This window comes from Anaerotaenia torta (assembly GCF_050433395.1).
GTDB classification, from domain to species: Bacteria; Bacillota; Clostridia; order Lachnospirales; family Lachnospiraceae; genus Mobilitalea; species Mobilitalea torta.
The window spans coordinates 22,133-40,327 of record NZ_JBNPXH010000012.1 but is presented as its reverse complement, the minus strand read 5'-3'; the positions used below and the strand labels follow the sequence as shown (position 1 = coordinate 40,327).

At 47.7% G+C, this 18,195-nt stretch carries 22 protein-coding genes; 13 read left to right on the top strand and 9 right to left on the bottom strand.

The annotated features are described in order from the left end of the window. Positions 1–22: 22 nt before the first annotated feature. Genes HNQ56_RS18130 through HNQ56_RS18120 form a run of 3 tightly spaced genes read right to left on the bottom strand, consistent with a single transcriptional unit; the run spans position 23 to position 2,084 of the window. Complete coding sequence (locus HNQ56_RS18130; RefSeq protein WP_429149119.1) at positions 23–877, bottom strand: YihY/virulence factor BrkB family protein; 855 nt, start codon at positions 875–877, stop codon at positions 23–25. 53 nt (positions 878–930) lie between these two features. After that, positions 931–1,266, bottom strand: coding sequence for an AzlD domain-containing protein (locus tag HNQ56_RS18125; protein ID WP_429149117.1), 336 nt, complete (start codon positions 1,264–1,266; stop codon positions 931–933). After that, positions 1,263–2,084, bottom strand: a complete 822-nt coding sequence (locus HNQ56_RS18120) for an AzlC family ABC transporter permease (protein WP_429149115.1) — start codon at positions 2,082–2,084, stop codon at positions 1,263–1,265. The genes HNQ56_RS18125 and HNQ56_RS18120 overlap by 4 nt, the downstream gene beginning before the upstream one ends. Positions 2,085–2,286: 202 nt before the next feature. On the opposite strand from HNQ56_RS18120, the gene HNQ56_RS18115 reads away from it, so the two are divergent. The 9 genes from HNQ56_RS18115 to spoVAE all read left to right on the top strand — a co-directional run bounded on the left by HNQ56_RS18115 (position 2,287) and on the right by spoVAE (position 8,163). After that, a complete protein-coding gene (locus HNQ56_RS18115; protein ID WP_429149113.1) occupies positions 2,287–2,427 on the top strand; it encodes a hypothetical protein in 141 nt (46 codons plus the stop codon). Positions 2,428–2,491: 64 nt separating this feature from the next. After that, the gene (locus HNQ56_RS18110) at positions 2,492–3,868 is read left to right on the top strand and encodes a tetratricopeptide repeat protein (RefSeq protein WP_429149112.1); all 1,377 of its coding nucleotides are present in this window, start codon (positions 2,492–2,494) and stop codon (positions 3,866–3,868) included. Positions 3,869–4,080: 212 nt separating this feature from the next. Further along, a complete protein-coding gene (gene spoIIAA, locus HNQ56_RS18105) occupies positions 4,081–4,470 on the top strand; it encodes an anti-sigma F factor antagonist (RefSeq protein ID WP_429149110.1) in 390 nt (129 codons plus the stop codon). Between the two features lie 29 nt (positions 4,471–4,499). After that, positions 4,500–4,964, top strand: coding sequence for an anti-sigma F factor (gene spoIIAB, locus HNQ56_RS18100; RefSeq protein WP_429149109.1), 465 nt, complete (start codon positions 4,500–4,502; stop codon positions 4,962–4,964). A 34-nt stretch (positions 4,965–4,998) separates the two neighbouring features. Continuing rightward, a complete protein-coding gene (sigF, locus tag HNQ56_RS18095) occupies positions 4,999–5,715 on the top strand; it encodes an RNA polymerase sporulation sigma factor SigF (RefSeq protein WP_429149107.1) in 717 nt (238 codons plus the stop codon). Between the two features lie 171 nt (positions 5,716–5,886). Then, on the top strand, positions 5,887–6,060 hold the full coding sequence (locus HNQ56_RS18090; RefSeq protein ID WP_429149105.1) for a hypothetical protein: 174 nt from the start codon (positions 5,887–5,889) through the stop codon (positions 6,058–6,060). Between the two features lie 48 nt (positions 6,061–6,108). Continuing rightward, complete coding sequence (gene spoVAC / locus HNQ56_RS18085; RefSeq protein WP_429149103.1) at positions 6,109–6,609, top strand: stage V sporulation protein AC; 501 nt, start codon at positions 6,109–6,111, stop codon at positions 6,607–6,609. Positions 6,610–6,750: 141 nt separating this feature from the next. After that, positions 6,751–7,803: a stage V sporulation protein AD gene (gene spoVAD, locus HNQ56_RS18080; protein WP_429149101.1), complete on the top strand. Its 1,053-nt coding sequence runs from the start codon at positions 6,751–6,753 to the stop codon at positions 7,801–7,803. Positions 7,804–7,806: 3 nt separating this feature from the next. Further along, positions 7,807–8,163 (top strand): stage V sporulation protein AE, encoded by a 357-nt coding sequence (spoVAE, locus tag HNQ56_RS18075; protein WP_429149099.1) that lies wholly within the window; start codon positions 7,807–7,809, stop codon positions 8,161–8,163. Between the two features lie 82 nt (positions 8,164–8,245). On the opposite strand, the gene HNQ56_RS18070 is transcribed toward spoVAE, so the two are convergent. After that, positions 8,246–10,966 carry a transglycosylase domain-containing protein gene (locus HNQ56_RS18070; RefSeq protein WP_429149098.1) on the bottom strand — a complete coding sequence of 907 codons (2,721 nt, stop codon included), beginning with the start codon at positions 10,964–10,966 and terminating at the stop codon, positions 8,246–8,248. Between the two features lie 419 nt (positions 10,967–11,385). Here HNQ56_RS18070 and HNQ56_RS18065 point away from each other — a divergent pair, with 419 nt between their 5' ends. Beyond that, entirely contained in the window at positions 11,386–11,682 is a 297-nt protein-coding gene (locus tag HNQ56_RS18065; RefSeq protein WP_429149096.1) for a DUF6514 family protein, read from the top strand. Between the two features lie 107 nt (positions 11,683–11,789). On the opposite strand, the gene HNQ56_RS18060 is transcribed toward HNQ56_RS18065, so the two are convergent. After that, positions 11,790–12,452 (bottom strand): YigZ family protein, encoded by a 663-nt coding sequence (locus HNQ56_RS18060; protein ID WP_429149094.1) that lies wholly within the window; start codon positions 12,450–12,452, stop codon positions 11,790–11,792. Between the two features lie 88 nt (positions 12,453–12,540). Between HNQ56_RS18060 and HNQ56_RS18055 the strand changes: the two genes are divergently transcribed. Continuing rightward, the gene (locus HNQ56_RS18055) at positions 12,541–13,101 is read left to right on the top strand and encodes a VanZ family protein (RefSeq protein WP_429149093.1); all 561 of its coding nucleotides are present in this window, start codon (positions 12,541–12,543) and stop codon (positions 13,099–13,101) included. Here the strand turns inward: HNQ56_RS18055 and HNQ56_RS18050 are convergent. Then, the gene (locus tag HNQ56_RS18050) at positions 13,094–13,279 is read right to left on the bottom strand and encodes a DUF4250 domain-containing protein (protein WP_429149091.1); all 186 of its coding nucleotides are present in this window, start codon (positions 13,277–13,279) and stop codon (positions 13,094–13,096) included. The genes HNQ56_RS18055 and HNQ56_RS18050 overlap by 8 nt on opposite strands. A gap of 82 nt (positions 13,280–13,361) precedes the next feature. Here HNQ56_RS18050 and HNQ56_RS18045 point away from each other — a divergent pair, with 82 nt between their 5' ends. Further along, positions 13,362–14,678, top strand: a complete 1,317-nt coding sequence (locus tag HNQ56_RS18045) for a replication-associated recombination protein A (RefSeq protein WP_429149089.1) — start codon at positions 13,362–13,364, stop codon at positions 14,676–14,678. Here the strand turns inward: HNQ56_RS18045 and HNQ56_RS18040 are convergent. The 3 genes from HNQ56_RS18040 to HNQ56_RS18030 all read right to left on the bottom strand — a co-directional run bounded on the left by HNQ56_RS18040 (position 14,668) and on the right by HNQ56_RS18030 (position 17,194). After that, a complete protein-coding gene (locus HNQ56_RS18040; protein ID WP_429149087.1) occupies positions 14,668–14,922 on the bottom strand; it encodes a hypothetical protein in 255 nt (84 codons plus the stop codon). The genes HNQ56_RS18045 and HNQ56_RS18040 overlap by 11 nt on opposite strands. Positions 14,923–14,992: 70 nt before the next feature. Then, complete coding sequence (locus HNQ56_RS18035) at positions 14,993–16,249, bottom strand: helix-hairpin-helix domain-containing protein (protein ID WP_429149085.1); 1,257 nt, start codon at positions 16,247–16,249, stop codon at positions 14,993–14,995. 111 nt (positions 16,250–16,360) lie between these two features. After that, positions 16,361–17,194, bottom strand: a complete 834-nt coding sequence (locus HNQ56_RS18030; protein ID WP_429149083.1) for a helix-turn-helix transcriptional regulator — start codon at positions 17,192–17,194, stop codon at positions 16,361–16,363. A 202-nt stretch (positions 17,195–17,396) separates the two neighbouring features. Between HNQ56_RS18030 and HNQ56_RS18025 the strand changes: the two genes are divergently transcribed. Beyond that, positions 17,397–18,155 carry a sugar phosphate isomerase/epimerase family protein gene (locus tag HNQ56_RS18025; protein ID WP_429149081.1) on the top strand — a complete coding sequence of 253 codons (759 nt, stop codon included), beginning with the start codon at positions 17,397–17,399 and terminating at the stop codon, positions 18,153–18,155. Positions 18,156–18,195 lie beyond the last annotated feature (40 nt).

Below are 18,195 nucleotides of genomic sequence, written 5' to 3'. Positions count from 1 at the left end.
CATAATCGCCGGCGGCCTCTTGCTACCGGCCCCGGTACAGTATCCGGATCTTGCGCATAAAATCCCGGTTCTCAAGCAAAAGGTTGAATTCCGCTCCCAGAAACAGAAGGTACATACAGAAATACAACCATAACATAAACAGTACAATTGCGGTCAGACTTCCGTATGTATAGGCAAAATTAGAGAAATTATCAATATAATAAGAAAAGGCGTAGGAAAAGCCCATCCATCCTGCGGAACACAGCATAGCCCCCGGAAGGGAACGCATGACGGTAGACTTCCTGTTGGGAATCACAATATAAATCAACAGGAAGAAAGCCAGCATGGTAATCAATCCCACGATGGTTCTCAGGCTGATAATCAAAAAGGCTGTGTCTTCAATCACGGGAAGCTTTTGTCCGATCCAGAAATAAAGACGGTTTCCGAAGACAAAGAGTATCATGGTTCCAATCACCATGACAGCGAAGATCAGGGTGTACAAGGCGGCGATTGCCCGCAGGAGAAGGCCGTGCCTCGTCTCATTGATCTCATATACGGAGTTGAGCCCTTTCATAATTGCCAGAAAACCCTTTCCCGCGGACCAGAGAGTGGTGACAATGGTTGCGGAAATCAAGGTGGTGGAGGCAGCGGTATGATAGATTTCCGAGATAATGGAATCGATCAGGGCATTGACGGTCGGCGGGAAGACCTGGCTTAACAGTGCCAGCATACTGTCCTGTTCAATGGGGAAATACTTTACAATACTCAGCAATAGCATGACAAAGGGGAAAAAAGAAATAATAATAAAAAAAGCAGCTTGTGCAGAAAAGGCAGCCACATGATCATCCCTTATTTTTTTAGACAACAGGCCAATCAAACGAAACGTCGATCTTATCATAGAATTTCACCAATCCTTCCATTTCATTTTATTATATGAGGAGAAAGGGGATACTATCCATAGTACAAGAGTAAAAAGCGTGTGCTAAGAAAATCAACGGCGAATACGGTAAGAATTGCGCCGAGAGCAACCACCGCCAGGCTCTTCTTTCGGTAGGCCAGGACCAGGGCGGTCAGAGTACCGCAGGCGGCGGTCTTTATGGAGCCCGTCGAATACAGAATATCGGGTATGGTCAGCGCACCCAGCACTGCGAAGGGAACATAGTGCAGGAAGGAGCGTATATATCTGGATTTGATCTCCCGGCGAAATACAACCAAAGGCAGCATACGGGGCAGATAGGTAACCAGTGCCATCAGCAGAATGGCAAACAGGATATTCTGAAGCTTCATATGCAGGACCTCCCTTCTTCTTTCTTTAAATCTGTAATCTCTGCGTTTTGTATCTCTGCAGTCCGTTCCTCTACCCTGCTTTCCCCATCAGTCCATCCGCTTGAATGCTTTGCTTTCTCATCTTCCCTCTCATCTGCCGGAAAGAAATAAGCGCCGGCTCCGGCACCCAGAAAAGTGGCAAGAATCACACGAAAACCCGGAGAGATCAGACAAAGGACCGGAAGATAGCGGAGGAGGCAGGCAGCAGAGGCGGACAGCAGGATGATAGCGGCAACGGCCCTGGATTCTCTGGCGGAAGGAATAATGATGGCAAGAAACATGGCATACAGGGCGATTCCCATGGCATTGCTCAAGGAGGAGGGAAGGGCGGAGCAGATCATGGCTCCAAGGGCCGTTCCCATGGACCATCCGGCGAAGGGACCTGAGATCAGTCCCAGGAAATACGGAAAGGACAGGGAACCCTGCTCCATGGATGCTACCGAAAAGGTCTCGTCCGTAATTCCAAAAGCAACCACAAGGCGTTTTGGAAGAGTCATATTCTGTTCCACGCGCTGGCTCAGGGAGAGGGACATCAGCATATACCGGATATTTATAATAAAGGTGGTCAGTGTAATCTCAAGCAATCCCGCGCCGGACAGAATAAGATTGGTCCCCGCAAACTGTCCCGCCGAGGTCAGATTGGACATGGAAATAAAGACGGCTATCCAGACCGGAAGCCCCCCGGAGACAGCCATTAAGCCAAAAGTAAAGGCGACGGGGAGATATCCCAGAGCAACAGGATATCCGCGCTTCAATCCGTAGATAAATTCTGAATACATAGCAGATCCTCCCTATAGGCAAAAGTAAAATAATGCTGTTACAGGCAATTCTTATTATACTCCAACACCGTATAAAAGCAAGTCCGGTAAAACTGTGACACCTTGTCGAATGGATTAAGAGATTTTTAATTGATTAATTAGGTAAAATAAGTTATAATACAAGTAAAATTTTAGGCCACCTTTCCACAGAGGAGGATTCAGGATGATTAATTTTGAAGAGGAAATCGAGAAATTCCAGCCCAGTCCGGAGGTAGAGCAGGCGGAGGATGTAATTAACAACAATGATTTGACAGATGTGACTGATATCATGAAAGAAATACTCAAGGGAAATAAGGAACAATAGAGGATTGACTGGATGGGAATCCAGAATGGAGATTAATATGATTTGCCCAAATTGCGGAAGTAATATGTCGGATAAGAAAAAACGCTGTGATCGCTGCGGTATGGACATGACTCTTTATCAAAAGGCTTACCGGGCTTCTAACCGGTGTTATAACAACGGCCTTGCCAGAGCAAAGGTGAGAGATCTGTCCGGGGCTGTCATCGCCTTAAAGAGCAGCCTTGAATTGAATAAACGGAATACCAATGCCAGGAATCTGCTGGGTCTGGTCTATTATGAGATGGGGGAGACCGTGGCGGCTTTAAGTGCATGGGTAATCAGCCGGCATCTTCAGCCGGAGAATAATGATGCGGAGGAATACATCAATAAGGTACAGAGCAATCCCACCAGACTGGATGCTTTGAACCAGGCGATCAAGAGATATAACACGGCTCTTGCCATGGCAAAGCAGGGAAGCGACGATCTGTCCATCATCCAGCTGAAGAAGGTAGTGAGCTTGAATCCTCATTTTATCCGGGCCTATCATTTGCTGGCCCTGCTTCATATGAAGCAGAAGGAGAATGAGAAGGCAAAGAGATATTTATATAAGGCTGCAAAAATAGATGTATCCAATACGGCTACGCTCCGGTATCTGAAGGAGCTGGAAGAATTGGACGGGCCGGTCAAGGATCCGGATGCCAATCCGGAGGCGGAGCAGGGGCACGTCAGCACTATTATGCCAATCTCCTCTTACCGGGAGGACAAGCCCAATATCATGGCTTTTGTCAACCTGGTGATCGGTGTAGTGATAGGAATTGCGGTAACGGCCATTTTAATTGTGCCTACCATAGAGAAGCGCCGGACCTCGGACCAGAATTCAGATTATGTGGATTTTACTGCCGGTCTTGCGGAGCTGGAGAAGAAGGATGAGACCATCGCATCCCTCCAAAAGGAGAAGACCCAGCTGGAGGATGAGATCAGAGATCTGAATGCCCAGATTGACAGCATGGTTGTGCCGGAGGTTCCGAAGGATGATTACCAGCCGCTGCTGGAGGCAGTCGGACTATATCTTACGGAGCTGGAGAAGCCGGAGCGGGAGCGGGATTATCTTATGCTGGCGGAACGCCTGGTGACCGTGGATGAGACCGGCCTGGAGAATGACGGTGCCATAAGTCTTTTGGAGTCCATGCGTGAGATATCCTATCCGGCCGCTGCGGAAGCCTATTATGATAAGGGACATGATTTGTACGGTGACCGCAAATATGAGGAGGCCATTGAGGATCTGAAGAAAGCATTGATTTTTGATCCCGCGGATGTAAGCGCAATTTACTTCCTGGGAAGATCCTATCACCGTTTGAATGACAAGGAGAATGCGGCCTTCTATTATAATATGGTTATTACCGATTATCCGGATTCCAACCGGGTCAGCAATGCCAAAGATTTTTTAAAGCAGGTACAGGATTAAACAGTCGATAAAATATAATACAATAATTAACCTCAGATAAGAAGCAGTGAAAAAAGACGTTTTATGCAGAATGGGAAACCATTCCATCAAAGGTCTTTTTTCATTTTAATCCGATGCATGGATGATGGTGCGTTATTCTTCTTTAGCCATACAGAGAAAGGGGAACAGCACACCGGAGTGAAAAATTCATAGAGACAGGAGGTAACAGGAGCATGCAGGAAGAAAAAAGGAATGGAAGTGGCACAAAGCCGGGAGAGGGGGGAGCAACCTATGATATAGATCAGAGATGTCTGATCATCCATCTCAATGGAGAGCTGGATCATCATAATGCGCTGAAAGTCCGGGAGAAAGCGGACAAACTCATTGACCGAAATAATATCAAATATATCATATTTGACTTTACAGGTGCAGGGTTTATGGACAGTGCGGGAATCGGAGTGATTATGGGAAGGTACCGCAAGGTGATCTTTATTGGGGGAAAGACTGCTGTGGCAAATATCAATTCGTCGGTGGACCGGATCTTCCGTTTGTCCGGATTGTATAAGATCATCGAGAAATATGATACGGTGGAATCCGCATTGAAAAGAATACAAAAGGCATAGGTGTGAAAAGAAAGGGGACGAGCAGCATTATGAAGGATAAGAATGAAATGACATTGGAGTTTGAGAGTAAATCGCAGAATGAGAGCTTTGCCAGAACAGTGGTTGCGGCATTTGCCGCCCAGCTGGATCCCACCATCGAGGAATTGGCGGATATCAAGACGGCGGTATCGGAGGCGGTGACCAATTCCATCATCCATGGCTATGTCAATGAGATTGGGAAGATTGTCATGCACTGCATTATCAGCGGCAACGAGCTGATGGTAGAAATCAGTGATGAGGGGGCCGGAATTGAGAACATAGAGAAAGCGATGGAGCCTCTTTATACGACCCGGCCTGAGCTGGAGAGATCGGGAATGGGATTTTCCTTTATGGAAGCTTTTATGGACGATCTGACAGTGGAATCGGCGGTGGGAAAAGGAACGCTGGTAAGAATGAGAAAAAAGCTGGGAAAGCCGGAGCGAGTCAGAGAGCATACACAGGAAACCATAGCATGATCTTTTGTCGTATAGGAAAGGAGAGAGGTTGAATGTGGATACGCTTGAGCTGATAAGAAGATCCAGGGAAGGTGATAAGGAAGCCCGGGATCGTGTTGTAACGGAGAATGTGGGACTGGTATGGAGCATTGTCCGAAGGTTTGCCAACCGGGGGCATGAGATGGAGGATCTGTTTCAGATAGGCAGCATCGGTTTAATTAAAGCAATTGATAAATTTGATTCCTCCTACGAGGTTAAATTCTCAACCTATGCCGTACCGATGATCACAGGAGAGATTAAGCGTTTCTTACGTGATGACGGAATGATTAAGGTAAGCAGATCATTAAAAGAGAGTGCGGTAAAAATCAGAGCAGTCAGAGAGAAGTATGGAAATCTCCATGGCAGGGAACCGACCTTGGAGGAGATTGAGGAAGAACTGGATATTGACAGGGAAGAAATTATTATGGCGCTGGAAACCGGTGCGGAAGTGGAATCATTATACAGAACCATATACCAGGGGGATGGGAGTCCCATATTTTTGATCGATAAGCTGGCAGAAACAAAGGATGAGAGCGAAAATTTGGTGGACAGGCTTGCATTAAGGGAAATCCTTGCTTCTTTGGACGAGAAGGAACAGGAAATCATCAGGCTTCGATACTTTAAAGATAGAACACAGACGGATATTGCAAAGGAACTGGGAATTTCTCAGGTGCAGGTGTCCCGTATGGAAAAAAGAATATTAAAAATAATGCGGGAAAGACTGGGGGCATAGGCAAATATGCAGGATTTACCAGTATAGGAAGAGTTTTAAATCACATAATATAATATAAGATTAGCATTAGAAGCATCAGTAATGATGGATGATAGAAGAATCCTTATTACTGATGCTATTTATTTTGAAAAATTGTAAGAAAGATTTTAGAATTGGAGTGTGAAGGCAGCTATGTCAGTAAAGAAAAAAATATTCTGGGTTACCGCGTTTATTGTCTTTATGGCGGTGGCTATTGTGCTATGTATGGAGCTATTCGGAGCCGGAAGAGAAATGGAATTCGACGGGACACTGGTGAACAGAGAGGGCGGAGTATGGACCTTGCTGACAGGCCTCCTTATCATATGATTGACCGACAGATAGAAAGAAGATTTTAAGACAAGGAGAAGGAAAGCGATGGGAAATCAGAAGAATGAGTCCGTGTCCAGAATATTAAAGGAGAAGGATACGCAGAAGAGAAATGAGCTTTACAATGATTATGTGAAGCAGACGACCCCCAAATTCAGTACGGTAAAGAATCTGCTGAAAGCATATGTTGTTGGGGGAGCAATCTGCACCCTGGGACAAGCCTTTATCGCCTATTATAAGTATATGGGAGCGGAGGAAGAGCTGGCGAAGTCCTATAATACAGTCACGCTGGTATTTCTGTCCGTATTGCTGACCGGACTGGGATTTTATCAGAAGCTGGCGAAGTTCGGCGGTGCAGGTACTCTTGTGCCGATTACGGGATTTGCTAATTCTGTTGCGGCGCCGGCGGTGGAATATAAGAAGGAGGGTCAAGTCTTTGGCATTGGCTGTAAGATATTCACCATAGCGGGGCCGGTAATTCTCTATGGTATTTTCTCGACCTGGCTGCTGGGGCTGATTTATTATATCATGAGCCGGTTAGGCTCATGATCTCCAGCTCTGATCGCATGATTACGAGCAAGCTGGTATCATGCTCACTACGCCTTCCTATATCATGAAATTGATGAAACCTGCGTGAATGCACAGGTCTCCGGGCAGGACAGAATAAATCGTGGAAAAGAGGAATAATCGATGGCATTACAGGAACAAAATAAAACAAAAATGGTTGGCAGGCAGAGTATTCAATTTATCAATCCCCCTTGTATCCTGGCCGCTTCCTCCGTTGCAGGCAAGAAGGAAAGCGAAGGGCCGCTGGGGACACTGTTTGACGAGGTGGAAGAAGACCCCATGTTGGGTAAGAAGACCTGGGAGGATGCGGAAAGCGAGCTGATGAAAAGGGCCGCCCAGAAAGTAATTAAAAAGGCAGGCCTGACAAATCAGGACATCCGTTATCTGGTAGGAGGAGATCTCCTGGGACAGTTGATTGCTACCTCCTTCGGCATTGCAGAACTGGAAATCCCAATGCTGGGAATCTACGGGGCCTGTTCCACCATGGGAGAAGCGATGACAGTTGCCTCGGTTCTGGTGGACGGGGGCTTTGCGGACCGGGTTCTGGCCATTACTTCAAGCCATTTTGCAGGAGCGGAAAAGCAGTTTCGCTTCCCCCTGGATTATGGTAATCAGAGACCCTATTCCGCGTCCTGGACGGTTACGGGAAGCGGCGCTGTCATTCTGGCGGACCGGAGCCTGGTGCCAGGGACCCAGGGAGAACCCATAGTGGTCAAGGGTGCCACCATTGGAAAGATCACAGATTATGGATTGAAGGATTCCATGAATATGGGAGCTGCCATGGCACCGGCAGCATATGAGACAATTAAGCAGAATTTTGAAGATTTTGGTGTGGGCCCGTCCTATTATGATAAAATTATCACCGGGGATCTGGGTTATGTAGGAAAGAATATACTGATTGATTTGCTGAAGGAAAAAAATTATGATATATCGGCAAACCATATGGACTGCGGCATTGAAATCTTTGATAAAGATCAGCAGGATACCCATGCGGGCGGAAGCGGCTGCGGCTGCTCTGCCATAACCTTCACCGCCTATGTATTGAAGCAGCTTAAGGAGGGACATTGGAAGAGAGTTCTTTTTCTTCCCACAGGAGCTTTATTGTCCCAGGTGAGCTTTAACGAGGGAAATACCGTTCCCGGTATCGCTCATGCCGTCATTGTAGAAAGGAGCTGACGTATGGATTACATTAAAGCGTTTCTGGTAGGAGGGGCAATCTGCGCAGTGGTTCAGATACTGCTGGATAAGACGAAGCTGTTACCCGGAAGAGTCATGGTAATTCTGGTATGTACCGGAGCGGTTCTAGGAGCGGTAGGCATCTATGAACCCTTTGCCGAATGGGCCGGGGCCGGGGCCGGAGTTCCGCTGACCGGTTTTGGCAATGTACTTTTCAAAGGAGTAAAGGAAGCGGTGGATAAGGAGGGCTTCATCGGTATCTTCAAGGGAGGATTTACTTCCTCCTCTGTGGGGATCTCGGCAGCGATTATTCTATCCTATATTGCCTCCTGGTTCTTCGGACCGAAGATGAAATCCTGACAGAGAAACTAAAAATCAGCTCCCCGTTAAGCAGCAGGGGAGCTGATCCTTTTGTGCAGCCATTCTTTATTGATTATCTGCTCTAGGGAAGCCGCAGAGAATTCGGAATACTAAAATTAATGCTGTCCGGATTCTCGTCCTCCGGGACCTCATCCTCATAGGGCTGATCATCCTCAAATAACTCGTCGTCTTCAAAGATATCCTCCGGTATCACGGGATCGGGAACCTGTTGTGTTGTATGGATCGGACAGGATTCACTGGGATAGAGATAGGGGGTATCCTCCGTCTTGCCGGTTTCCGTCTTATTCAGGAATACAACTTCTTTCACCTCGGGACAGAACTCCGTAGCCAGTTTGTTGGATTGTGCACAAACGGAAGCCTTGACATGGATATCGCAGTACTCCGTAGGCTGTGTGCCCTTTGCAAAATACTCCACCCGTGTACTGTCTCCGCCCAGATAGTGATCGCATATCCCTTCAACGGCAAGCTTGCCGGACTTGGTGCAGATTCGGGCGGTAACCACGGATTCGGGAACCGTAAAGGATTTTGTCTCCAGGTTCTTCTGTATATGGAGCTGTTCCATAATGGTTTTCCATATTTTCCGGTTATAGGTTCTGTCTGTCTGAGACTTGTTGTTATCAAAACCGGACCATATGGTGGCGGTATAGTAAGGGGAGAAGCCGGAGAACCACAGGTCATTATAATCCGATGTGGAACCCGTCTTACCGGCAACCGGCATATCGATGGAGGTAAGGCGGAGGTTCTTGCCTGTTCCAATCTTCACCACATCCTCCATTGCACTGGTCAGGAGAAATGCGGTGGATTCCTTCATGACCTGCTCCTGCTTCGGTTTCTTGGTTAATAAGACCTTGCCGTTATGATCCAGAATCTTGGTGTAAAAGATGGGCTCGGTATACACTCCGTTATTCGCGATGGCAGCATAGGCCGCAGTTAATTCCAGATTGCTTACACCGTCTGTAAGGCCGCCCAGAGCCAAGGGATAGTTGATATCGGATACGACACGGCCGTCTGCTTCCTTACGGGAGTCTACCAGTGAGGTAAAGCCTAATTTCAGAAGGTAGTCATAGCCCAGCTCCGGCGTGATGTCAACCAAGGTTTTAACCGTAACAATATTCATGGAATTATAGATGGCTTTGCGAAATGTACTGAGGCCTTCGTATTTTTTCGTGGAGGTCCAGTTGTTCACCTCTTTCTGGCTGCCCGGGTAATAGTAGGGGCCGGAATCGTCCTGCACGCTGGCCAGGGTAAAGCCGGCACTGTCAAGGGCAGGAAGGTAGGTGGATAATACCTTAAAGGTAGAGCCGGGCTGCCGTACAGTGTTAGTGGCACGGTTCAAGGTACGGTTGCCGATTTTCTGACCGCGTCCGCCTACAATGGCAACAATTTCCCCGGTATGCTGATCCATTATCACAAGGGAGGTCTGGGGCTGGATCGTCATGATGGGTTTTTCACCCAGAAGAGTGTCTCCCTCCTCTAACATGGCTTCGCGGAAAGCATCAATTTTGGCCTGCATATCTTCCTTATCAAGAAAAAGCAGGGAGAATTTGCTGCCGTCCTGATCTGCATATAAGCCGTCGGGATCATTATAATCTTTATAGTATTCCAGCAGATCCTTGCTGTGATAATGAACAATTGTTTTATCTTTATCATTTTTTTGGATGGAAAGAGCATAGGAGAGTTCCCAGAAGGAATTTCCCATCTCCGGGAAGTTGGCTTCATCGGAAAATACCCCGTCACAGATCGCCTGTATCTCAGAATCCTGGGTGGTATAGATGCTCAAACCGCCGCTGTACAGCAGGGTATAAGCCTGAGCCTGGGTATAGCCAAGCTCGGTCTGCAGATCCTCCAGCACCTGTTCGATCAGCTCATCTATAAAATAGGTGTAAAAAGAGGTGGTGTCCAGCTCTTCATTTACTGTCTGAATCCGGGAATACACATCATCAGCCATGGCAAAATCATGCTCTTCCTGGGAACAGTGGCCCAGCTGCAGCATTTTGTCCAGAATAGCGTCCCGGCGCTCCTTATTTCGCTCAGGGTAATTGATAGGGTTACGATACACCGGAAGCTGGGCAATGGCAGCAATGGTAGCAGATTCCGACAGAGTCAGATCCTTCGCATCCTTGTTAAAATACCGGCGTGCGGCAGTTTGAATTCCCAGGGTTCCGTTGCCCAGATTAATGGTGTTAAGATAATACTCCAGAATAGTATCCTTATCTAATTTATTCTCCAGCTGGACGGCAAGATACTGCTCCTGAATCTTGCGTTCCAAGCGCTCCATAAAGGAGGCTTCCCGGCCTCCGTCAAATACCTGGTTCTTCAGAAGCTGCTGTGTGATGGTGCTGGCACCCTGGCTGAAATCTCTGGATTTCAAGCCAATAAAAGCAGCACGGAAGATCCCCTTTACATCGATTCCCTGATGCTCATAGAAGCGTTCATCTTCAATACTGACAAAGGCATATTTCACATATTCCGGCAGCTCCGACAGGGAGACATATACCCGGTTTGCCTGAGCGCCGATCAGGGTTTCAATAGGACGGCCCTCCTTGTCAAATATGGTGGTGGTATATCCGGTAGGAACCACGTTGATCTGGGAGATGTCGGGAGAACTGTCAATCAGTCCTTTGACAAAACCTAGGCCGGAGAAAGTGCCGACAATGATTACGAATATAAATAATACAATACACAGGCGAAACAGGGTAATTCTTACCTTCGAAGAAAGCCGCCTGGAAGTTGACTTTATATAGTGTTGCTTGGTTTCAATCCCTCTTCTGCTATAATCCATAAAAATCTCCATTCTGTTAACACACGAATACGATCAGGAACCGGAAGCATGTTCCTTTCTATTATATCAAAGATGTCTCATGAAATAAAGCTTTAATTTCTGGATAACCCAGAAAATTCCAGATTAATCAAAGGAGGACATGGTGCCAGGCAAATTGGATAAAGGTTCAAAATCGTTTTGATTTATAAAATGGGAAATAGAGCAAAAATCATGGGCTTTCGAACTATTTCGATGACGAAACAACAAAAAAATCCATAATGAAAAAGTTGGATTCGAGGGGGTGTGTCGAAATATATAAAAGTCCATAGGATGGTGCGTTAAATCAAATTTGATCAACATATATTTCCTCTGTATAATAAAGTCATCAGCCGTCAGCAGAAATCATTTTTTAATTTTATGAACATGGGGGTAAAGCTAAGATGAAACAGGTACAGCTGATTTTTAGCAAAAAGGTATTGCTGGAAAACGAACAAAGCATGCAACTGGATTATTGTCTGATGGAGAGCATCTCGGAGGATGAACATGCGACCCCTTACTATGGGGTCCAAATCTCAAAGTATCTGGGGGACACGGTTGAGAAGGATGAGATTGCAGGCCTTTCTTCTTCAAGAGAGGAGGCAGTAGCCATTCTGGAGAAGCTATATCAATTTGACGTTACACCGATTTCAATGGTTGAAATCGTGGATGAACTGGCGGAACAGGTATTACTTGTATAGTATTACCGCTACAAATTACGAATACAGAGCATTAACATGAAATGGATAACGTGATATAATAACAGGATATATTTACATAGAATCATGAGCATAGAACAGCCAAAGGACTATAAATCGTAATCAAAAAGGTGTATTTTACCATCCAGTATGGTGAAGTACACCTTATCTAATTCTACGGGGGCAACCAGGCCGTTGGTAAGCTCGGATACCTTTTTCATAAAGCCGGAATGCTTGCCGGGGGGAACCAGCAGTTCAAGGCGGACAACATCGGTATATTTACTGGACAGCAGAGTAAGCTGTTCCTGGCCGATATAGTACTGGAACTTTCCGATCAGATTATAATCTGTCTCCAGCTGAAGCCGGATGCCGAGTTCTTTCCGGATGATCGTACTGTTCTTTAGCCCCTCAAGGACCGCAGATTGATAGGCTTTTACCAGGCCGCCGGTTCCCAGCAGGGTTCCTCCGAAATACCTTGTGACCACAACAACCAGATTCGTAAGCTCCTGGGCCAGCAGGATATCCAGCATGGGCCTGCCTGCGGTTTTGCTGGGTTCTCCGTCGTCGGAGCAGCGCATCAGAGGCTGTTCGGTTCCGATGATATAGGCGGAACAGTTATGGCTTGCATCCCAATATTTTTTCTTCTGCTCTTCGATGATGCCCAGCGCTTCCTCCTCCGTCCCGGCAGGGCATACTGTGGCGAGAAAGCGGGATTTCTTCATGACAAATTCGCCGAAACCGCCTTCATAAACTGTTTTAAAAGCTTCTTTCATTGCAGCAAAACTCCCTTCTATTTTATGAGTAAGTATGGTATCATGAGATGGGCCGGCGATTCAGAGCCTTGGCCCTGGAGGTATATTCATGATTATAAAGAAATTATCCTGGCTGCCGGCAGTGATTATTATGGGACTGATCTTTTCCTTTTCCGCAACACCGGCGGAAATATCGGGGGAAAGCAGTCTGGAAATATCCCGTACAATCGTAAAAATATATGAGCAGGTCACTGATATCCAAATAGAAAGCGCCGACCGGAGCCGGACTCTGGAACAGATGGACCATATTGTCCGCAAGACAGCGCATTTTATGGAATATGCGGCACTGGCGGCGGCTATCGCCTTTCATTTTATCCTATCCGCAGGACGTAGCCTATCCACAGAAGGTAACCGATCCGCGGAAGATAACCGATCCAAGGAAGGCGCGGATAAAGCATTTCGGGCCAGGAGACTGGGAGTGTCGTTCCTGATTGCTTCCCTGTATGCGGCAACGGATGAATTCCATCAGACCTTCGTCCCGGGAAGAAGCGGCCAGCTCAGCGATGTGATACTGGATAGCTGCGGAGCTGCTGCCGGTGTGATCCTCTTTGCCCTGCTCCTGTATATCATAGATAAAGTGCGGAACAGGCCGGTGCATAGGATTAAATAGCGGGGGCAAACCGGTTCCCGTCCCGGAGATAGGTATAGCCAATTCCGGCCAGAATGGCTTCCAACTCGGCCTGATCTATATTTAAGCTCCGGCATAAATCCTCCAGGCTGCGGAATTCGTCTCTGAGCTTGGTATTAATATAACTTAATAATATAGGGGGATCTTTTGGCAGTTTCATAAATTCTCCTGTTCTGTTTTAATGACACTTACTATTATGCATATTCTTGTGAAAATTACAAGCCATAGGAATGGAGGCAATTATGGATTTATTTGATTATATGAGAGACAATACAATGAAGAAGGAATCTCCCCTGGCATCCAGGCTTCGTCCGGCAACGCTGGAGGAGGTGGTTGGCCAGAAGCATATCATTGGTAAGGACAAGCTGCTGTACCGGGCCATTAAGGCGGATAAGCTCAGCTCTATTCTGTTTTACGGACCTCCGGGGACGGGCAAGACGACCTTGGCCAAGGTGATTGCCAATACCACCAGTTCGTTATTTACCCAGATCAATGCTACCTCTGCGGGGAAGAAGGATATGGAGTCCGTGGTGGAGGAGGCAAAGAGCAATCTGGGGAGGTACGGAAAACGAACCATCCTGTTTATTGATGAGATTCACCGCTTTAATAAGAGTCAGCAGGACTATCTGCTGCCCTTCGTGGAGGACGGCACCGTGATTTTGATCGGAGCAACTACGGAGAATCCCTACTTTGAGGTGAATTCCGCTTTGATTTCCCGCTCCATCATATTTGAGCTGAAACCCCTGGACAAGGAGGATATTAAAACCCTGCTGATCCGGGCGGTGACCGATACGGAAAAGGGGATGGGAGCCTATGGGGCCGTTCTTGACCCGGATGCTCTGGACTTTCTTGCAGATGTGGCCAACGGAGATGCGAGATCGGCTCTGAATGCCATTGAGATTGGCGTTCTTACTACAGAGCGCTCGGAAGACGGTAAGATTCACATTACACTGCCGGTTGCTTCCGAATGTATTCAGAAGCGGGCGTTAAGATATGACAAGAACGGGGACAATCATTATGACACCATCTCGGCCTTTATCAAAAGTATGCGGGGCTCGGACCCGGATGCCGCGGTTTATTACCTGGCAAGAATGCTGTATGCCGGGGAAGAGGTGGCTTTCATTGCCCGAAGAATCATGATCTGTGCTTCGGAGGATGTCTCCAATGCAGATCCCAATGCCCTTGTGGTGGCCACCTCGGCCGCCCTTGCAGTAGAGCGGCTTGGGATGCCGGAGGCACAAATTGTGCTGGCCCAGGCTGCCGCCTATGTGGCCTGTGCGCCCAAGAGCAATTCGGCGGTCTGTGCCATTGGGGCGGCCGCAAAGGTAGTTGAGAATGAGAAAACCGCGGCCATTCCGGCCCACCTTATGGATGCTCATTATAAAGGGGCTGCCGGGCTGGGACATGGAATCGGATATCTCTATCCCCATGACTATGAGAATCATTATGTGAAGCAGCAATATCTTCCCGATGAAATCAAGGACCGGGTATTCTATGTCCCTTCCGATAACGGTTATGAGGCCCGGATACAGGAATATTTCAAGAAGATTAAGGGGTAGAGTCTTCCTTATCTTCCGTATTATCTTCCGGAACCTCATTGTCCTGTCCCCTTTTGTGAAAGATCCGGTATACCATGATATACATCTGAATCATGAGAGGGATTACAATCATGCTGAATAAACTGGCCATAAAAAGCCCATAGGAATACTCCGTTGCCACAAAGGCGGAAATAATAGTGAGGAGTATCAGGGACACGATCAGTATTACACCTGTTAGAGCAGCGATGCGCTTAACCTTTTTCATAATAAGATCCTTTCTAAAATCGTTGTGCGGATAATTCATTATATCGGGTTTGGCCTAAAAAAGCAATGAATTAGCAGGGAAGAATTCCGTTGTGTTCGATGCTGCTGTCCGTTGTCTCTGAAAAGAGCCGGGCCAGAAGTTCCGGGTGGGACAGCAGATCTTTGCCTTCGTATTTTCCGTTACAGGTAATGAAATAATTGCTCTTCTTCATGGCAATACCTATTTTGCGGAGAGTCTGGTGGGTGATTCTGCCATAGCTCCGGGCCCGTATGATCTTCTGGGCATAGGTAAGTCCGATTCCGGGAATGCGGAGCAGCTGTTCATAATCGGCGGTGTTGACTTCGATGGGAAAGAGGTGAATATTGCGCAGCGCCCAGCTCATCTTTGGATCCAGGCTTTCGTTCAGATCGGGTGCCAGCTCAGGGGTGATGTCATCGGGCGTAAAATCATAGAGCTGGAGCAGGCGGTCCGCCTGGTATAGTCTTTTCACCCGCCAGAGAGGAACCTGCGTAAAAGGAAGCTGGTCATAGCCCTTTGCATGGTTAAGATAGTGGAAGGCGGTATAATAGACCCGGCTGAGACTGTATTTATGATACAGGGCCTTGGACAGCCGCATGATGGTGCGGTCAGATTCTCCCGTGCTTCCGGCCATCAGCTGAGTGGTCTGGGATTTGGCAAGGAGAGGGCCCCTTCGGCTGCGATATTGTCTGGAATCCCGAACCAGATCACTGATCTGCTGCATGGGGGTGAGGATATTCTCCTTATTCTTTTGCTTGGCAATTCTTTCATAGCCGGCACTTTGAGCGACCTCGATATTGACGCTGAGACGATTGGCATACTGAGCCGTCTTGGCGATGAGCAGGGGATCCGTCCCGGGCATGACCTTGGCATGGAGGTATCCGTCATAGAAGAGCTCTTTGCGCAATATGCGAAGGGTCTCGATGATGATCTCCTGGGTGTAGTTGGCATTACGGTAGATGGCAGAGGTGAGAAAGATTCCGTGTCCGTTCTGTCTGGATTGGGAAAGGGCTATCTCTGCCAGCTCCCTCGGGGTGTTGCAGTATCGTCGCACGTCCTCCCGGCTGGCCCGGCATCCGCAGTAGGCGCAGTTAAAGCTGCACTGATTGGAGAGAAAGACCTTGGGAACCTTGGGGGGATTGGGCTTCGCATGAATATCGGCAAAGATGGAGGGATCCGGAAGGCTCTCTTCTTCAGATGCCGTACCATAGCTGACCTGGGGATCTGCAACATCATATTTGGTATCTTCCTGCATCTGAAGGAGCTTATCGTGCAGGGAGAGGGAATCTTTGTAAAGAACGTTGACCATATGCTGTACTCCTTTCGCTTCCGAGATTCCGCCAGGAGAACCGGAAGGGGATAACTGATTTCATCCATATTATAGCACGGTGAGAAGCAGAAGTCAAACATATGTTCGGTTTTATTGAACCAGGCTGTGATCCTCCGAGGGAGTGTGCCCGATATGCTTGCAGTAAGCCCGATAGAAAACAGAATAGTCCCGAAAGCCGGACTGCGCGGCGGCCTCCGATGCGGTGGAGCCGTTCATGATCAGCTGCTGGGCATAGATTACCCTTTTGTGGATCAGATAGTCAAAGATCGTTGTGCCGGTGGCTTTTTTAAAGGCCCGGTTCAGATAGTGCTTGCTGATGGAAAAGTATTCTGCCAGCTGATCGAGAGTGATATTATTGCTCAGGTTATTATTCAAATAGGAAATGACCTCTGTGACGGTGCGGGAAGCAATGGTCTCCACCTCCACCGGGCTGCGGGTGCGGCAGACCAGGGTGAGCTGGGCAAGAATAGCTTCAACATAGACAGGTAGTAGCTGAAGCTGTATGGACTCCGGCTGTGCATGAAGCAGAATCAGAGCCTCAAAAAAGCTGGGGAGCTGGGTGTCTCCCATATTCTCATAATAAACCTCTTTCTGGGAATGCTTCTCCTGGCTGGGGAAGGCGGACAGCAATAAGGCCCTCCGCTGTGTAGCCAGAAAATCGGGCTGGAAATGCAGGGTGAAACGCCGGTAGGGCCGGTCGGAATTGATCTTAACTCCGTGAAATACATGGGGCGACAGCAGAATCAGACTGTGGGGCGTAGGATGATAAAGCTTTCCTTCTACGAGGTAGTCTGCATCGCCCTCTATAAAATAGTAAAGTTCATATACATTATGGTAGTGAATCTGATGGGTGGGATTTGCCTCCCGGCTCAGACTGTAGTTGAACTGGATCTCTTTGATAAAGATGCTGCATAAGGAGCTCATGGTCATTCCGCCTTTCTTAAAGTCAATTGCGGCCGGAAGCCTTTGCCTTTCAGCTGATGTACAATTGACTTGGATATGCTGTATCTTATTATATAAAAAGAGGGCGATATTTGCAATATAACGAGTGTCATTTGCAATGGAAGTTTTGTCCCGGTATTACTATAATAAAAGAAAACAGGATATAGGAAAAGGAGAGAAGAATATGATTTTAGGTGCCCAGCTATACACGGTCCGCGCATACACCCAGACAGAGAAGGATTTGGACTTTACTTTGGGAGAGATTGCAGAAATCGGTTATACCACGGTACAGGTATCGGGAATTGGTCCCTCCATAAAGCCGGAGAAGGTGCGGGCTTTCTGTGATAAGCATAATTTGAAGACCGTCATTACACACAGCGATCCGAACCGGATTCTGAATGATACGGAGCGGCTGATTGAGGAGCATGGGATACTGGGGTGCAGATACATCGGACTTGGCGGCATGCCGGACAAATACCGCAACCCGGAGTGGATCTCCCATTTTCCCGACGATTATCTGGAGGCTGCCCAAAAGATCCGGGAGGCCGGTATGCTTTTGATGTACCATAACCATGATTTTGAGTTTGAGAAAGTAGAGGGGAAGTACTATTTAGATTATCTCAGGGAGGGATTTACCGGCCAGGAGCTGGGCTTCACCCTGGATACCTATTGGGTTCAGGCAGCAGGCGCAGATGTGTGCCAGTGGATTGAAAATCTGCATGACCGAATTCCCTGTGTTCATCTGAAGGATATGGCAATGCTTCGGCGGCAGGCAGTGATGGCTCCGGTACTGGAGGGAAATATGAATTTTCAGAAGATTCTTAAGACCCTGGAGGGGACAAGCTGTGAGTATATTCTGGTGGAACAGGATACCTGTCAGGAAAGTCCTTTTGAATGCCTGAGGAAGAGCTATCGCAATCTTGCGGCACTGGGATACCGCTAGGGTGGGGATTCCATAAGATGATATAGCCGCGGGTGCGGCA

Bases quoted from the DNA above. Each gene is read 5' to 3' on its own strand.
- HNQ56_RS18130 (WP_429149119.1), bottom strand. From the start codon at position 877: ATGATAAGATCGACGTTTCGTTTGATTGGCCTGTTGTCTAAAAAAATA.
- HNQ56_RS18125 (WP_429149117.1), bottom strand. From the start codon at position 1,266: ATGAAGCTTCAGAATATCCTGTTTGCCATTCTGCTGATGGCACTGGTT.
- HNQ56_RS18120 (WP_429149115.1), bottom strand. From the start codon at position 2,084: ATGTATTCAGAATTTATCTACGGATTGAAGCGCGGATATCCTGTTGCT.
- HNQ56_RS18115 (WP_429149113.1), top strand. From the start codon at position 2,287: ATGATTAATTTTGAAGAGGAAATCGAGAAATTCCAGCCCAGTCCGGAG.
- HNQ56_RS18110 (WP_429149112.1), top strand. From the start codon at position 2,492: ATGTCGGATAAGAAAAAACGCTGTGATCGCTGCGGTATGGACATGACT.
- spoIIAA (WP_429149110.1), top strand. From the start codon at position 4,081: ATGCAGGAAGAAAAAAGGAATGGAAGTGGCACAAAGCCGGGAGAGGGG.
- spoIIAB (WP_429149109.1), top strand. From the start codon at position 4,500: ATGAAGGATAAGAATGAAATGACATTGGAGTTTGAGAGTAAATCGCAG.
- HNQ56_RS18090 (WP_429149105.1), top strand. From the start codon at position 5,887: ATGTCAGTAAAGAAAAAAATATTCTGGGTTACCGCGTTTATTGTCTTT.
- spoVAC (WP_429149103.1), top strand. From the start codon at position 6,109: ATGGGAAATCAGAAGAATGAGTCCGTGTCCAGAATATTAAAGGAGAAG.
- spoVAD (WP_429149101.1), top strand. From the start codon at position 6,751: ATGGCATTACAGGAACAAAATAAAACAAAAATGGTTGGCAGGCAGAGT.
- spoVAE (WP_429149099.1), top strand. From the start codon at position 7,807: ATGGATTACATTAAAGCGTTTCTGGTAGGAGGGGCAATCTGCGCAGTG.
- HNQ56_RS18070 (WP_429149098.1), bottom strand. From the start codon at position 10,966: ATGGATTATAGCAGAAGAGGGATTGAAACCAAGCAACACTATATAAAG.
- HNQ56_RS18065 (WP_429149096.1), top strand. From the start codon at position 11,386: ATGAAACAGGTACAGCTGATTTTTAGCAAAAAGGTATTGCTGGAAAAC.
- HNQ56_RS18060 (WP_429149094.1), bottom strand. From the start codon at position 12,452: ATGAAAGAAGCTTTTAAAACAGTTTATGAAGGCGGTTTCGGCGAATTT.
- HNQ56_RS18055 (WP_429149093.1), top strand. From the start codon at position 12,541: ATGATTATAAAGAAATTATCCTGGCTGCCGGCAGTGATTATTATGGGA.
- HNQ56_RS18050 (WP_429149091.1), bottom strand. From the start codon at position 13,279: ATGAAACTGCCAAAAGATCCCCCTATATTATTAAGTTATATTAATACC.
- HNQ56_RS18045 (WP_429149089.1), top strand. From the start codon at position 13,362: ATGGATTTATTTGATTATATGAGAGACAATACAATGAAGAAGGAATCT.
- HNQ56_RS18040 (WP_429149087.1), bottom strand. From the start codon at position 14,922: ATGAAAAAGGTTAAGCGCATCGCTGCTCTAACAGGTGTAATACTGATC.
- HNQ56_RS18035 (WP_429149085.1), bottom strand. From the start codon at position 16,249: ATGGTCAACGTTCTTTACAAAGATTCCCTCTCCCTGCACGATAAGCTC.
- HNQ56_RS18030 (WP_429149083.1), bottom strand. From the start codon at position 17,194: ATGAGCTCCTTATGCAGCATCTTTATCAAAGAGATCCAGTTCAACTAC.
- HNQ56_RS18025 (WP_429149081.1), top strand. From the start codon at position 17,397: ATGATTTTAGGTGCCCAGCTATACACGGTCCGCGCATACACCCAGACA.